The sequence below is a fragment of the Serratia sp. PAMC26656 genome (genome assembly GCF_016469055.2).
In the GTDB taxonomy this organism is placed as follows: Bacteria; Pseudomonadota; Gammaproteobacteria; order Enterobacterales; family Enterobacteriaceae; genus Serratia; species Serratia plymuthica.
In genome coordinates this window covers 3,874,394-3,889,405 of sequence record NZ_CP150486.1, presented here as the reverse complement: position 1 = coordinate 3,889,405, position 15,012 = coordinate 3,874,394, and the positions used below count along the sequence as shown (strand labels likewise).

Genomic DNA, 15,012 nt, shown 5'->3' with positions numbered 1-15,012 from the left:
TTTTTTATCCGATAACGCTGGGGTTATCAGGCTTTGGCGGCTGCATCAGCCTGTGCAGACTGAATGGCGGTCAATGCCACGGTGTAAACGATATCGTCGACCAGTGCGCCGCGTGACAGGTCGTTCACCGGCTTGCGCATGCCTTGCAGCATTGGCCCGATGGATACCAGGTCAGCAGAACGCTGTACCGCTTTATAGGTGGTGTTACCGGTGTTCAGATCCGGGAAGATGAACACGGTAGCCTGGCCGGCAACCGGCGAGTTCGGCGCTTTGGATTTCGCGACGTCGGCCATGATAGCGGCGTCGTACTGCAGCGGGCCATCAATGATCAGATCAGGACGTTTTTCCTGTGCCAGGCGGGTTGCCTCGCGCACTTTCTCGACGTCGCTGCCCGCACCGGAGTTGCCGGTAGAGTAGGAGATCATCGCCACGCGCGGCTCGATACCGAAGGCGGCAGCAGAGTCTGCAGACTGAATCGCGATTTCAGACAACTGCTCGGCGGTTGGGTCCGGGTTGATCGCGCAGTCGCCGTAGACCAGAACCTGGTCAGGCAGCAGCATGAAGAACACGGAGGACACCAGCGAGCTGCCCGGAGCGGTTTTGATCAGCTGCAGCGGTGGGCGGATGGTGTTGGCGGTGGTGTGGACCGCGCCGGAAACCAGACCGTCGACTTCGCCTTTCTCCAGCATCAGAGTACCGAGAACCACATTATCTTCCAACTGCTCACGGGCAACCACTTCAGTCATGCCCTTGCTTTTGCGCAGTTCAACCAGACGCGGCACGTACTGCTCGCGCACGGCGACCGGATCAACGATTTCGATGCCTTTGCCCAGCTCAACGCCCTGAGCCGCAGCTACGCGCTGGATCTCTTCCGGGTTGCCCAGCAGGACGCATTCCGCGATACCGCGTTCAGCACAGATGGCCGCCGCTTTCACGGTGCGTGGCTCGTCGCCTTCCGGCAGTACGATACGTTTGCCGGCTTTGCGTGCCAGCTCGGTCAGCTCGTAACGGAACGCCGGTGGAGACAGACGACGTGAACGCTCGGAGGTGGCGGTCAGCGACTCGATCCACTCTGCGTTAATGTGGCTGGCCACGTAGTTCTGCACTTTCTCGATACGCTGATGGTCGTCCGCCGGCACTTCGAGGTTGAAGCTTTGCAGGCTGAGCGAAGTCTGCCAGGTGTTGGTGTCGACCATAAATACCGGCAGGCCGGTCTGGAAGGCGCGTTCACACAGCTTTTTGATCGGCGCATCGATGGCATAGCCGCCGGTCAACAGAATGGCGCCGATTTCCACGCCGTTCATCGCCGCCAGGCAGGCGGAAACCAGCACGTCAGGACGGTCTGCCGAGGTGACCAGCAGGGAGCCCGGACGGAAGTGTTCCAGCATGTGCGGAATGCTGCGCGCACAGAAGGTCACGGACTTCACGCGGCGAGTCATGATATCGCCTTCGTTGATCACGGTAGCCTTCAGGTGACGGGCCATGTCGATGGCGCGAGTGGCGATCAGATCAAAGCTCCACGGCACGCAGCCCAGCACCGGCAGCGGGCTGTTGGCAAACAGCTGAGCAGGATCAACGTTAGTCACGCTGGCTTTGGTGGAGTCGTCGAAGATCTCGGACAGGTCAGGACGGGTGCGGCCCTGCTCGTCAACCGGAGCATTCAATTTGTTGATGATAACGCCGGTGATGTTTTTGTTTTTGCTGCCGCCGAAGCTGCTGCGAGCCAGCTCAATGCGTTCTTTCAGCTGTGCCGGGGAATCGTTGCCCAGCGCCAGGACGAAGACGATTTCCGCATTCAGGGTTTTGGCGATTTCATAGTTCAGCGCGTTGGCGAACTGGTGTTTACGGGTCGGCACCAGGCCTTCGATCAGCACCACTTCCGCGTCTTTGGTGTTCTCATGGTAGCGAGCCACGATCTCTTCCATCAGCACGTCTTGCTGGTTGGAGCCCAACAGGCCCTCAACGTAGCTCATGCGCAGCGGTTCGGCCGCCGGAATGGTGGAGTTGCTACGGATGATGGTGGTGGTCTGGTCGAGAGAGTCGCCGCCGGTGCGTGGCTGGGCGATAGGTTTGAACACGCTCAGACGAACGCCTTTCTGCTCCATGGAGCGGATGACACCCAGGCTGACGCTGGTCAGACCGACGCTGGTGCCAGTGGGGATCAACATAATTGTACGTGACACAGAATAGTCCTCTTCACGATTAACATGAGGCTAAAACAGCACCGCCAGCCTGGGCTGACGGTGTCGGAGAGCGTTACGCGGTCAGACGGGATGCGTCTTGCGCGATGACCAACTCTTCGTTGGTCGGGATAACCAGTGCCAGGCGGCTGCCGTCTTTGGTGATGGTGCCGGATTTACCGAAACGGGCGGCCATATTGCGCTCGTGGTCAATCTCGAAGCCCAGCAGGCCCAGTTTATCCAGGGTCAGCTCACGTACCATACCGGCGTTTTCGCCGATGCCGCCGGTGAAGATCACCGCGTCCAGACGGCCGTCCATCAGTGCGCTGTAAGCGCCGATGTATTTGGCCAGACGGTGGCAGAACACATCCATCGCACGCTTGGCGTCGGCTTTGCTTGTGTAGTTGTCTTCAACATAACGGCAGTCGCTGGTGACTTCGGTCAGGCCCAGTAGGCCGGATTCTTTGGTCAGCATTTTGTTGATTTGATCAACGCTCATGCCTAGGGAGTCGTGCAGGTGGAAGATGATCGCCGGATCGATGTCACCGCTGCGGGTACCCATCACCAGGCCTTCCAACGGAGTCAGACCCATGGAGGTGTCAACGCATTTCCCGTTGCGCACTGCGGTAACGGAACCGCCGTTACCCAGGTGGCAGGTGATCACGTTCACTTCTTCAACCGGCTTGTTCAGCATCTTCGCGGCTTCTTGGGTCACGTAGAAGTGGCTGGTGCCGTGCGCGCCATAGCGGCGAACGCCGTGATCGCGATACAGGCTGTACGGCAGGGCGTACAGGAAAGATTCTTCCGGCATGGTCTGGTGGAATGCGGTGTCGAACACGGCAACGTTTTTATCCGCCAGGTTAGGGAAGGATTTCAGCGCTTCAGCAATACCGATCAAATGCGCTGGGTTATGCAGTGGTGCAAATGGCACCGAATCTTTGATACCCTGCAAGACTTCATCATTGATCACGGCAGAAGCGGTAAACTTCTCGCCGCCGTGCACAATGCGGTGACCGATAGCGGTCAGTTGGGCAGAAAGCTCCGGTTTTTGTGCCAGAATAGTATTAACAATGTAGTTCAGTGCTTCGCTGTGCGCAGCGCCGGCACCCAGAGCCGCTTCGTGTTTGGCGCCGTCCATCTTCCACTTGAGGCGAGCCTCAGGCAGGTGGAAACATTCGGCCAGGCCGGAGAGGTGTTCTTCACCGTTGACAGCATCGATGATAGCGAATTTCAGGGAAGAACTGCCGCAGTTAAGAACCAGTACTAGCTTACTCGACATGGAAGTACCTACTTAAATAGTTCGTGTTGTTAAAGGAAAACCCAAACACGTGGTGAATTAATCGTCAATCAGACAACAAGCGTAGCGCATAATGCCGTTGACATTTATGATTAACATCATGTGAAGTGCACAAATCACATGACGATGAAAAAACCGATGATTTCTCTGCGGTTTAAGTAATCTTCATTTTTATAGGGCTAAAAGTTGACAGAATTATTGTCATCTTCTACCGGCCAAAAGGCCGGCCTAGGATACCGATAGCCTGCAGCAAACACAAAATAAATTTAAAGCTTCAAATTTTTTAGTATTGTGTTTGCAGTACCCCCCATTTTTACTACGTGACGTTGAGGTACGCGATGACGAGCAAACCGTCCGGTTCCGTAAGCTGGTTTCAGGTCTTCCAGCGCGGGCAGCATTATATGAAAACCTGGCCGTCAGACAAACGTCTGGCTCCGGTCTTTCCGGAGAATCGCGTTGCGAGCGCCACCCGCTTTGCCGTCCGCTTTATGCCACCGCTGGCGGTGTTTACCCTGACCTGGCAGATTGCGCTGGGCGGTCAGCTCGGCCCGGCGATCGCCACCGCGTTGTTCGCCTGCAGCATGCCGATGCAGGGGTTGTGGTGGTTGGGGCGTCGTTCGGTCACGCCGTTGCCGCCAACGCTGCTGCAGTGGTTCCATGAAGTGCGCAACAGACTGGCGGAAGCCGGCCAGGCGGTCGCACCGGTGGAAGGCACTCCGACTTATCAAACGCTGGCGGATTTGCTGAAACGTGCCTTCAAGCAGTTGGATAAAACCTTCCTGGACGATCTTTAAGCCTTAAAGGGCCGCAGTGATAGCGGCCTTTTTCGTGATAACGCCAATAACCCCGGTTTAAATCAAAGAACGGTCGAGTTGTGATTTCCTGCGATATTGCGCTGTGCGATGCTTTCGTCATAAGCAATTTACCGAGGAAATTATGATGGAAATGACCCATGCCCAACGATTGATCCTGTCGAACCAGTACAAGATGATGACGCTGCTCGACCCGGACAACACTGAACGTTACCGCCGTTTGCAGACGATCATCGAGCGTGGTTTTGGCTTGCAGATGCGCGAGCTGGATCGCGATTTCGGCGAAATGAGCGAAGAGGTATGCCGCACGATCATCAACGTAATGGAGATGCACCACGCCTTGCAGGTCTCCTGGGATAATCTGAAAGACAAACAGGGTATTGAGGCGCGTCGCCTGGCTTTTCTCGGCTTTGATGCCGCCACAGAAGCGCGCCATCTGAGCTATGTGCGTTTCCTGGTTACCACCGAGGGGCGCTATACTCATTTCGATTCCGGCAGCCACGGCTTTAACGCCCAAACCAAAATGTGGGAAAAATACCAGCGTATGCTGGCAATCTGGCTGTCATGTCCACGTCAGTATCACCTGAGCGCCGTTGAGATTGCGCAAATTATCAATGCCTGATTAAAAAGAGGTTTCCTGTGGAGTGTAAGGGTTTTCTGTTCGATCTTGATGGGACGTTGGTTGATTCTCTGCCGGCAGTGGAGCGTGCCTGGATTAATTGGGCCAAACGCCGTGGCATTAATCCGCAGGACGTACTGGATTTTATTCACGGTAAACAGGCCATTACCTCGTTGCGCCACTTTATGCCCGGTGAAAATGAGGCTGCCATTCAGCAGGAGTTTCTGCTGCTGGAACAGGTAGAAGCGCAAGATACCGACGGCGTCACCGCGCTGCCGGGGGCCGCTGCCTTGCTGGCTCGGTTGAACGCACTCGACATTCCGTGGGCGATCGTCACCTCCGGTTCTATTCCGGTCGCCACCGCCCGCCGTAACGCCGCTGGCTTGCCGCAACCTGAGGTGTTTATCACCGCCGAGCAGGTAAAACATGGCAAGCCTCAGCCGGACGCCTATCTGCTGGGTGCCGAGCGCCTGGGGCTGGCACCGCAGGATTGCGTGGTGGTTGAAGATGCGGCTGCCGGGATCCTTTCAGGGTTGGCGGCAGGCTGCCAGGTGATCGCGGTAAATGCACCGGCCGATGCTCCTAAGCTGGATCAGGTCGATCTGCTGCTGTCGTCCCTGGAGCAAATCGCGGTGAGGAAGACAGAGCAGGGCGCCGTAGTCGATCGGGTCGCCTGACGGGCCTTATCTTCACCCAAATTGATTAGACCCCGCATCGGCGGGGTTTTTTTATGCTAGTTTTTAAGACCTTGACTATGTCTGCCGGATGAGGCCGTTTTGAACAGCGAATTACTGTGGGTGCTGAGTTTACTGTTGATTGCCATCGTGCTGTTTACCACCAATAAGCTGCGGATGGACGTGGTGGCGCTGCTGGTGATCATCGCTTTTGTGTTGAGCGGTACGCTGACCCTGCAGGAAGCGACGGTGGGCTTCAGCGATCCTAACGTGATCCTGATTGCCGCGTTGTTTGTGATCGGCGAAGGGCTGGTGCGTACCGGCGTGGCCTATCAGGTGGGCGACTGGCTGGTGAAAGTCGCCGGCAGCAGTGAAACCAAAATGCTGATGTTGCTGATGATCACCGTGGCGGGATTGGGGGCGTTTATGAGCTCGACCGGCGTAGTGGCGATCTTTATCCCGGTGGTGCTCAGCGTGGCGGCACGGATGAAAATCGCACCGGGCAGGCTGATGATGCCACTGAGTTTTGCCGGCCTGATCAGCGGTATGATGACGCTGGTGGCAACACCGCCGAACATGGTGGTGAACAGCGAGTTGGTGCGCGAGGGTATCGACGGCTTCGGTTTCTTTGGCGTGACGCCGGTTGGGCTGGTGGTGTTGGTGCTGGGCGTGGGATATATGCTGGTGGCGCGGCGCTGGCTGGGCAATAACGACGGGGATAAAAGCCGGGAAACCTGGCAACGCCGCACCTTCCGCGATCTGATCCGCGACTATAAACTGACCGGCAGGGCACGCCGGTTGGCGATCCGCAGCGGATCACCGCTAGTGGGCTGCTCGCTGGATGAATTGCATCTGCGCGCCCGCTACGGGGCCAACGTGGTGGGGATCGAACGCTGGAAGCGCTTCAGGCGGGTGATGGTCAGCGCATCCGGCAGTACCGAACTGCGAGAAGGCGACGTACTGTTGATCGACATGTCGGACAGCCAGATCGACTTGCGCGAGTTTTGCAGCGAGCAGCAACTGGAGCCGATGGTGCTGCGCGGCGACTATTTCTCCGAACAGGCGCGCAACGTCGGCATGGCGGAGGTGTCGTTGATTCCGGACTCGACGCTACTGGGCAAAAGCTTGCGCGAATCGACGTTCCGCAGTCGCTATGATTTGAACGTGGTCGGCATTCGCCGCAATGGCGAAACCCTGTCGGGCAAACTGGTGGATGAATCGCTGACGTTGGGCGATATCCTGCTGGTGATCGGCGACTGGAAGGCGATCCGCCAACTGCAGGCGAAAACCCATGATTTTATTGTCCTCAATTTGCCGGCAGAGGTGGACGAGGTAGCCCCGGCCATCACCCAGGCGCCGCACGCGCTGTTTTGCCTGGCGCTGATGGTGGCGATGATGCTGACCGATTAAATCCCCAATCCGATCGCCGCGCTGATTGCCTGCTTGCTGATGGGAAAATTCCGTTGCATCGATATGGAAAGTGCCTATAAGTCGATTCACTGGCCGAGCATCATTTTGATTGTCGGCATGATGCCGTTCGCCCAGGCGTTGCAGAAAACCGGTGGGGTGGACTTGATCGTGCGTGGATTGATGGACGTTGCCGGCGGTGCCGGGCCACGTGTGATGCTGGTGTGCCTGTTTGCGCTGTGTGCCACGATAGGTCTGTTTATCTCCAACACCGCCACCGCCGTGCTGATGGCGCCGATCGCCATTGCCGCTGCGCGCGAGATGGGCGTTTCGCCATACCCGTTCGCCATGGTTATTGCTATTGCCGCCTCGGCCGCCTTTATGACGCCGGTTTCTTCGCCGGTGAACACGCTGGTACTGGGGCCGGGGAACTATAAGTTCGGTGATTTTGTGCGGATTGGCGTGCCGTTCACGCTGCTGGTTATGTTGGTCAGCGTGATTATTGTGCCGTGGCTGTATGCATTTTAACGGCGCAGCGGGCTGCGCCAGGGCAGTTACAGGGAAGAGTCCAGGCTGATTTCATCCAGCGACAGGCTGAAACTGGGGATAAACACGTTCATGAAATAGTCCATTTCCGGGCTGCTGCGCTGCTGCAGGGTCTTTTCAAGTCGGGCTTTCGCCAGCTTGAATTCGTTGTTGCCGGCAGACAACTCTTCCAGACATTTCAGGTAGGCACACAACGCATCGGCCTGTTTCACCACCAGCTTTTCGTCTTCGGTGTAGTAATGCTCATCGAGAATCGACCGGAAATCGTTACGTAATTCCGCCGGGATCATATCCAGCAGCTTCTGCTGGGCGATTTTTTCGATTTTCTTATATTCGTGGGCGATCTGCGGATTGTAGTACTTGATCGGCGTTGGCATATCGCCGGTAATCACTTCGCTGGCATCGTGGTACATCGCCAGCAGGGCGACGCGTTCGGGGCTCAGGTTGCCATTGAATTTTCGGTTTTTGATCACCGCCAACGCATGGGCGACAAACGCCACTTGCAGGCTGTGTTCGGAAACGTTCTCGGTACGTACGTTGCGCATCAGCGGCCAGCGGTTGATCAGTTTCAAGCGGGACAGGTGGGCAAAGAAATGGCTCTGGCTCATGGTGCTCTCTTCTACAACGGCAAGTGAGGGTTCCATTGTGAGCAGTGACGACGGGTTATGCAACCGGGGCGTGCAGGGAAGGGGCGCAGCAACCGGCTGCGCCCGCTGAGATTACTGACGATAACTTTCCAGGAAGCGGCCCAGTTTGCCCACGGCCATTTCCAGTTCATCGACGCGCGGCAGAGTAACGATACGCACGTGGTCGGGATACGGCCAGTTGAATGCGCTGCCTTGCACCAGCAGCACTTTTTCCTGCAGCAGCAGATCCAGCACCATTTTCTGGTCATCATGAATGTTAAAGCGTTTGGCATCGATGCGCGGGAACATATACAGTGCGCCCTGAGGCTTCACGCAGGAAACGCCTGGAATGTCATTCAGGAGTTCCCAGGTACGGTTACGCTGTTCATACAGGCGGCCGCCGGGTTGAATAAACTCGCTGATGCTCTGGTAGCCACCCAGTGCAGTTTGGATCGCGTGCTGCATCGGCACGTTGGCGCACAGGCGCATGGACGCCAGCATCTCCAGCCCTTCGATATAGCCTTTGGCGTGTTTCTTCGGCCCGTTCAGGACCATCCAGCCCTGACGGAAACCTGCAACGCGGTAGGTCTTGGACAGCCCGTTGAAGGTGACGGTCAGCAGATCCGGCGCCAGCGCGGCGATAGAATGGTGTTCGGCTTCGTCATACAGGATCTTGTCGTAAATCTCATCCGAGAAGATGATCAGGTTGTGTTGGCGGGCGATCTCGACAACCTGCTCCAGCAGTTCTTTGCTGTATACCGCGCCGGTCGGATTGTTCGGGTTAATGATCACAATGCCGCGGGTACGTGGAGTGATTTTGCTGATAATGTCGTCCAGATCCGGGAACCAGCCCGCCTCCTCATCGCACAGGTAATGCACGGCCTTGCCGCCGGACAGTGACACAGCGGCAGTCCACAGCGGGTAATCCGGTGCCGGCACCAGCATTTCGTCACCGCTGTTCAGCAGTGCCTGCATGGATTGCACGATCAGCTCAGAAACCCCATTGCCGATGTAGATATCCTCAACGGTCACGTCACGGATATTACGCGCCTGGTAGTGCTGCATGATCGCTTTACGTGCCGAGAAGAGCCCTTTGGAATCGGAGTAGCCTTGCGCCGTCGGCAGATTGCGGATCACATCGACCAGGATTTCATCAGGGGCGTCGAAACCAAACGGGGCAGGGTTGCCGATGTTCAGTTTGAGGACTTTATTGCCTTCTTCTTCAAGACGTTTAGCTTCTTTGAGCACCGGGCCGCGAATGTCATAACAGACGTTGTCCAGTTTGTGGGATTTCTCAATGGGGGACATAGAAAGTTGAGCCTTTTGCTGGAATGGGGGCATTCCTACCGTGGAACACCGCAACCCGCTCAATGTACTCCTGGCGCTGGCGCTTTTGAAGGGTTATGCACGCCTTTGGTGCAAACGAGTGGTCCAAAGGCCAATTTCAGCGATGATAAGCAATGTTAAAGTATTTATTTGGTTTTTAATATTCCATAACAATGGATTATTGGTTTTTTATCCCGTTTTCATGGCGTTGTGTTAACATTATTGACCCTGCTCAGAAAGCTGGGGGCGGCAGATTTTTGCGCACTGATAAGCCAGAGGGGAGGATTACCCGGATAAACTGTAAAGAAATGATAATACCGGAGTAGTCTGATAGCGGGTTGTCAATCGGCAACCCAAACTGAGTAATATGGTGATATTACATTAGTAATATTTCAGTCTCTTTCTTAAGTAAAATTTAACTAATTGTTCCCATATTATTCACGTGGAAAATGTTACTAATTGAATTTATTAAAATCATCAATAGATGGGCCTGCGCAACGCAGTAAATAACTTACTTCTTCTCGAAGATAGGGGAGCTAAAGCCTATCAGTTCGCGGAAGTCGCGCAGCACGATTGGTGTGGCAATCCAGCATTGTGAATGAGTAAAATCTTTGGTTCGGTAAAAATTAAACACTTTCACTAGTAATAAAGCACAGCGTTCTATAAGCATCCGAGATAGATCGCATTTTAAAAGGCGATAGAGGTAACGAAATATAAGTAATTTTTTTGCCCTCCACTAATGAGTGGGGTACTGTCATGTCAGGCATCGTCCCTTTAAAACGATGTCTTAGAAACACACCAGGGTAGTTTGTAAATTAGAATTCAAAAAGTGAAGAAAACACTATGACAACTGCAAATCGTCCGATACTTAATCTCGACCTCGATCTGCTAAGAACCTTTGTGGCTGTTGCTGATTTGAACACCTTTGCGGCGGCGGCAGTAGCCGTTTGTCGTACCCAATCAGCCGTCAGTCAACAAATGCAGCGGTTAGAGCAACTGGTTGACAAAGAGTTGTTTGCCCGTCACGGGCGCAACAAATTATTGACCGAACACGGTATTCAGCTTCTCGGTTACGCCAGGAAAATCCTGCGCTTCAACGACGAAGCCTGTGCCTCTCTGATGTACAACAATATAAAAGGTGTTTTGACTATCGGCGCTTCTGATGATACCGCCGATACCATCCTGCCTTTCCTGCTTAACCGCGTCACGTCGGTTTATCCTAAGCTGGCGATTGATGTGCGGGTGAAACGCAGCCCGTTCATGCTCGATATGCTGGAAAACGGCGAAGTCGATCTGGCGATTACGACGGTGGAAACCGAGGGGCATCCGCACATTGTGCTGCGCACTTCGCCGACCCTGTGGTATTGCTCTGCAGATTACCGTTATCAGGCCGGTGAGCCGATCCCATTGGTGGTGATGGACGAACCCAGCCCGTTCCGCTCGATGGCGATCAAACACCTGGATGATGCCGGGATCCCATGGCGCATCGCTTATGTGGCCTCGACGCTTTCAGCCGTTCGCGCTGCCTGCAAGGCCGGCTTGGGGATCACGGTCCGGCCTATCGAGATGATGAGCCCTGACTTGCGGGTGCTGGGTGCGGTAGAAGGTTTACCGCCATTGCCAGACACCCAATATGCCCTGTGCAAGGACACGCAGTGTGGCAACGAACTGGCGATGGCGATTTTCAGCGCCGTACAAAACGGCAACGACAGTTACAGCTTCAATGGAGCGAGTTCATCCCAGCAGGATGATACTTGCCTGGCCGACGGCGAGGAATAATCTCCCGGCGCGTTAAGCTGCACGTTAAAACCTCTGCTTCGGTGGAGGTTTTTTTTGGCCGTAATTTCGGAAAAATTGACTTTATGAAGGTTAGAGTGGATTTGTTTATCGAAGTGGCTGTTTGTTTAACTACTTTCGGTAATGAGAACCGTTATCAGGTGAGGAATAAATGGTTTTGCTTGTTTTTTGAACTTAAAGGAATGCGCGTAAAGGCCTGGAATTAATATGGTTATTTTGGTAATTTATTGCGGATGTTTTTACGTCTGAATTTGACAAAATTTGTTAAAGGCCCACACTTTTTTTGAGGAATTATGCTGAAAACGTGTCCTGGATCAAAAAAATACCCCTAGGTAGTGAGTGGAAGAACAGGAGATTCCTGAGACAATGGTATAGTAAAACTGAAATAAGCATGTTGGTTTATATCTATCTGTTTCTACACGGCAATTGACTGACACGATTTAGCCTAAGCCAGTCGCATCAAATGTTAATTAAATGATGGGTATGTAAACTAGTGTGTAGATACTTTTGTCAAAGTTGACAAAAGGTTATAGAAAGGAGTAAAAAGCCCACAGTAAAACGCTGCCTAACTCTCTGTAAAAGCAGTTTGTTTGTGTGGTTAATTTATCCTTCCCTTAAATCGATGTGGTGCACTAACTGCCAGTTACAAGAGCAGTGCGATCGACGCCACTTTTGATGAGTAAGCATAGAGTATGTCAACTACCACTGAAGTTATCGCTCATCACTGGGCGTTCGCCGTATTTCTTGTCATGGCTATCGGGCTTTGCGGCCTCATGCTGCTGGGTGCGTTTTTCCTGGGCGGGAGAGCCCGCGCGCGCGCGAAACACACCCCGTTTGAATCCGGGATCGACTCGGTCGGTACGGCGCGTATGCGTCTGTCCGCCAAGTTCTACCTGGTCGCCATGTTCTTCGTCATTTTCGATGTTGAAGCCTTGTACCTGTATGCCTGGTCGGTCTCCGTTCGCGAGAGTGGTTGGGTGGGCTTTATCGAAGCCGCCATTTTCATTTTGGTGCTATTGGCAGGTTTGGTTTATCTGGTGCGTATCGGCGCATTGGATTGGACGCCGTCGCGTTCCAAACGTCTCAGTAAACCAGGCACAATCACTAACACCAACCGTCATCCGCAGTAGTCATTTGTGGTTAAAAACGAGGCATTAAGATGGACTATACGCTCACCCGCATAGACCCGAACGGTGAGAATGACCGTTACCCCCTGCAAAAACAGGAGATCGTCGCCGATCCCCTGGACCAACAGGTTCACCGCACGGTTTACATGGGTAAACTCGAGCATGCGCTGCATGACATGGTGAACTGGGGGCGTAAGAACTCTATTTGGCCATACAACTTCGGCCTTTCGTGCTGTTACGTAGAGATGGTGACGTCGTTTACCGCCGTTCACGACGTGGCGCGCTTCGGTGCCGAAGTATTGCGTGCATCGCCACGCCAGGCTGACCTGATGGTCGTGGCCGGTACTTGCTTCACCAAGATGGCCCCGGTTATTCAGCGCCTGTACGAACAGATGCTGGAACCAAAATGGGTTATTTCGATGGGCGCCTGCGCCAACTCCGGCGGCATGTACGATATCTATTCCGTCGTGCAGGGCGTGGACAAGTTCCTGCCTGTCGACGTGTACATTCCTGGTTGCCCACCGCGCCCGGAAGCCTACATGCAAGCGCTGATGCTGTTGCAGGAATCCATTGGTAAGGAACGTCGTCCGTTGTCATGGGTTGTCGGCGATCAGGGCGTGTACCGCGCCAACATGCAGTCTGAAAGAGAGCGTAAACACGGCGAGCGTATCGCGGTGACCAACCTTCGGACGCCTGACGAGATTTAAGACGTTCATTTAACGTCCATCTTAGTGCGCTATTGGTTAACACAGCGAAAAGTGAACTTGCGGCGAAATAACCCTTTAGTGTGGTGAAAAAAAATTATGACAGATTCAACGACGCACGACGCCTTGCCATCATGGCAAACCAGGGATCACCAAGACGATCCGGTGATTGGCGAACTGCGCAACCGCTTTGGGCCGGAAGCCTTTACTGTTCAGCCCACCCGTACCGGAATGCCCGTGGTATGGGTTAAACCTGACCAGTTACTGGAAGTAATGACGTTCCTGAGAAAACAGCCGAAGCCTTATGTCATGCTGTTCGATCTGCATGGCGTAGACGAGCGTCTTCGCACCCACCGCGATGGTTTGCCTGCCGCGGATTTTTCTGTTTTCTACCATCTGATTTCCATCGAACGTAACCGCGACATCATGCTGAAAGTGGCGCTGTCTGAAAAAGACCTGCACGTGCCCACGGCGACCAAGGTATTCCCGAATGCCAACTGGTATGAGCGTGAAACCTGGGAAATGTTCGGTATTACCTTCGACGGTCACCCGCACCTGACGCGCATCATGATGCCGCAGACCTGGGAAGGCCACCCACTGCGTAAAGATTATCCGGCACGCGCCACCGAGTTCGATCCCTTTGTGTTGACCAAACAGAAAGAAGATCTGGAAATGGAGTCGCTGACTTTCAAACCAGAAGAGTGGGGCATGAAACGCGGCACCGAAAACGAGGACTTTATGTTCCTCAACCTCGGTCCGAACCACCCGTCTGCGCACGGTGCGTTCCGTATTATTCTGCAGCTGGACGGCGAAGAGATCGTCGACTGCGTGCCGGATATCGGTTATCACCACCGCGGCGCCGAGAAAATGGGCGAACGCCAGTCCTGGCACAGCTACATTCCGTACACCGACCGCATCGAATACCTTGGTGGCTGCGTAAACGAAATGCCTTACGTGCTGGCAGTTGAGAAACTGGCCGGGATCAAGGTACCGGATCGCGTTGATACCATCCGCGTAATGCTGTCTGAACTGTTCCGCATCAACAGCCACCTGTTGTACATCAGTACCTTCATTCAGGACGTCGGCGCAATGACCCCGGTGTTCTTCGCCTTTACCGACCGCCAGAAAATCTACGATCTGGTTGAAGCGATCACCGGTTTCCGTATGCACCCGGCCTGGTTCCGCATCGGCGGCGTCGCGCATGATCTGCCGCGCGGTTGGGATCGCCTGCTGCGTGAGTTCCTCGAGTGGATGCCGAAACGTCTGGATTCTTACGTCAAGGCCGCGCTGAAGAACAGCATCCTGAAGGGCCGTTCTGTCGGCGTTGCGTCTTACAATGCCAAAGAAGCGCTGGAATGGGGCGTGACCGGCGCCGGCCTGCGTGCCACCGGCATCGAGTTTGACGTGCGCAAATGGCGCCCGTATTCCGGCTATGAGAATTTCGACTTCGAAATCCCGGTCGGCGACGGCAACAGCGACTGCTACACCCGCGTAATGTTGAAGGTGGAAGAGTTGCGCCAGAGCCTGCGCATCCTCGAACAGTGCCTGAACAACATGCCGGAAGGCCCGTTCAAGGCCGATCACCCGCTGACCACGCCGCCGCCGAAAGAGCGCACGCTGCAGCATATTGAAACGCTGATCACCCACTTCCTGCAGGTTTCTTGGGGCCCGGTGATGCCAGCCAACGAATCATTCCAGATGATTGAAGCCACTAAAGGGATCAACAGCTACTACCTGACCAGCGACGGCAGCACCATGAGCTACCGCACCCGGGTACGTACGCCAAGTTTTGCTCACCTGCAGCAAATCCCTGCGGTAATCCGTGGCAGCCTGGTCTCCGACCTGATCGTCTATCTGGGTAGTATCGATTTTGTAATGTCAGATGTGGACCGCTAAC

11 protein-coding genes and 1 pseudogene are annotated in these 15,012 nt (G+C 54.6%); 8 read left to right on the top strand and 4 right to left on the bottom strand.

The window, feature by feature from the left end:
- Positions 1-26: 26 nt before the first annotated feature.
- Positions 27-2,183, bottom strand: coding sequence for a phosphate acetyltransferase (gene pta, locus JEM67_RS19290; protein WP_013813902.1), 2,157 nt, complete (start codon positions 2,181-2,183; stop codon positions 27-29).
- A 73-nt stretch (positions 2,184-2,256) separates the two neighbouring features.
- Positions 2,257-3,459: an acetate kinase gene (gene ackA, locus JEM67_RS19285; RefSeq protein ID WP_013813901.1), complete on the bottom strand. Its 1,203-nt coding sequence runs from the start codon at positions 3,457-3,459 to the stop codon at positions 2,257-2,259.
- Between the two features lie 356 nt (positions 3,460-3,815).
- Here ackA and yfbV point away from each other — a divergent pair, with 356 nt between their 5' ends.
- From yfbV to JEM67_RS19265, 4 genes and pseudogenes are all read left to right on the top strand, one after another.
- Positions 3,816-4,271, top strand: a complete 456-nt coding sequence (gene yfbV, locus JEM67_RS19280; RefSeq protein ID WP_013813900.1) for a terminus macrodomain insulation protein YfbV — start codon at positions 3,816-3,818, stop codon at positions 4,269-4,271.
- A gap of 145 nt (positions 4,272-4,416) precedes the next feature.
- Positions 4,417-4,911 (top strand): YfbU family protein, encoded by a 495-nt coding sequence (locus JEM67_RS19275; protein WP_006326874.1) that lies wholly within the window; start codon positions 4,417-4,419, stop codon positions 4,909-4,911.
- A gap of 17 nt (positions 4,912-4,928) precedes the next feature.
- The gene (locus JEM67_RS19270; RefSeq protein ID WP_013813898.1) at positions 4,929-5,585 is read left to right on the top strand and encodes a sugar phosphatase; all 657 of its coding nucleotides are present in this window, start codon (positions 4,929-4,931) and stop codon (positions 5,583-5,585) included.
- A 99-nt stretch (positions 5,586-5,684) separates the two neighbouring features.
- Positions 5,685-7,517: pseudogene (locus JEM67_RS19265) on the top strand (SLC13 family permease).
- A 26-nt stretch (positions 7,518-7,543) separates the two neighbouring features.
- Here the strand turns inward: JEM67_RS19265 and yfbR are convergent.
- Both yfbR and JEM67_RS19255 read right to left on the bottom strand, forming a co-directional pair.
- On the bottom strand, positions 7,544-8,143 hold the full coding sequence (gene yfbR, locus JEM67_RS19260) for a 5'-deoxynucleotidase (RefSeq protein WP_013813896.1): 600 nt from the start codon (positions 8,141-8,143) through the stop codon (positions 7,544-7,546).
- A gap of 111 nt (positions 8,144-8,254) precedes the next feature.
- Positions 8,255-9,469 (bottom strand): pyridoxal phosphate-dependent aminotransferase, encoded by a 1,215-nt coding sequence (locus tag JEM67_RS19255; RefSeq protein ID WP_013813895.1) that lies wholly within the window; start codon positions 9,467-9,469, stop codon positions 8,255-8,257.
- Positions 9,470-10,330: 861 nt separating this feature from the next.
- Here JEM67_RS19255 and lrhA point away from each other — a divergent pair.
- The 4 genes from lrhA (at position 10,331) to nuoC (ending at position 15,011) form a co-directional block, all read left to right on the top strand.
- Positions 10,331-11,266: a transcriptional regulator LrhA gene (gene lrhA, locus JEM67_RS19250; RefSeq protein ID WP_199636202.1), complete on the top strand. Its 936-nt coding sequence runs from the start codon at positions 10,331-10,333 to the stop codon at positions 11,264-11,266.
- Positions 11,267-11,976: 710 nt separating this feature from the next.
- Entirely contained in the window at positions 11,977-12,414 is a 438-nt protein-coding gene (locus JEM67_RS19245) for an NADH-quinone oxidoreductase subunit A (RefSeq protein ID WP_004947282.1), read from the top strand.
- A 29-nt stretch (positions 12,415-12,443) separates the two neighbouring features.
- On the top strand, positions 12,444-13,118 hold the full coding sequence (locus tag JEM67_RS19240; RefSeq protein WP_004947278.1) for a NuoB/complex I 20 kDa subunit family protein: 675 nt from the start codon (positions 12,444-12,446) through the stop codon (positions 13,116-13,118).
- A gap of 96 nt (positions 13,119-13,214) precedes the next feature.
- Complete coding sequence (gene nuoC / locus JEM67_RS19235) at positions 13,215-15,011, top strand: NADH-quinone oxidoreductase subunit C/D (protein WP_004947275.1); 1,797 nt, start codon at positions 13,215-13,217, stop codon at positions 15,009-15,011.
- Position 15,012 lies beyond the last annotated feature (1 nt).

Excerpts from the sequence above, each read along its gene's own strand:
- ackA (WP_013813901.1), bottom strand. The coding sequence starts at position 3,459 with ATGTCGAGTAAGCTAGTACTGGTTCTTAACTGCGGCAGTTCTTCCCTG.
- yfbV (WP_013813900.1), top strand. The coding sequence starts at position 3,816 with ATGACGAGCAAACCGTCCGGTTCCGTAAGCTGGTTTCAGGTCTTCCAG.
- JEM67_RS19275 (WP_006326874.1), top strand. The coding sequence starts at position 4,417 with ATGGAAATGACCCATGCCCAACGATTGATCCTGTCGAACCAGTACAAG.
- yfbR (WP_013813896.1), bottom strand. The coding sequence starts at position 8,143 with ATGAGCCAGAGCCATTTCTTTGCCCACCTGTCCCGCTTGAAACTGATC.
- JEM67_RS19255 (WP_013813895.1), bottom strand. The coding sequence starts at position 9,469 with ATGTCCCCCATTGAGAAATCCCACAAACTGGACAACGTCTGTTATGAC.
- lrhA (WP_199636202.1), top strand. The coding sequence starts at position 10,331 with ATGACAACTGCAAATCGTCCGATACTTAATCTCGACCTCGATCTGCTA.
- JEM67_RS19245 (WP_004947282.1), top strand. The coding sequence starts at position 11,977 with ATGTCAACTACCACTGAAGTTATCGCTCATCACTGGGCGTTCGCCGTA.
- JEM67_RS19240 (WP_004947278.1), top strand. The coding sequence starts at position 12,444 with ATGGACTATACGCTCACCCGCATAGACCCGAACGGTGAGAATGACCGT.
- nuoC (WP_004947275.1), top strand. The coding sequence starts at position 13,215 with ATGACAGATTCAACGACGCACGACGCCTTGCCATCATGGCAAACCAGG.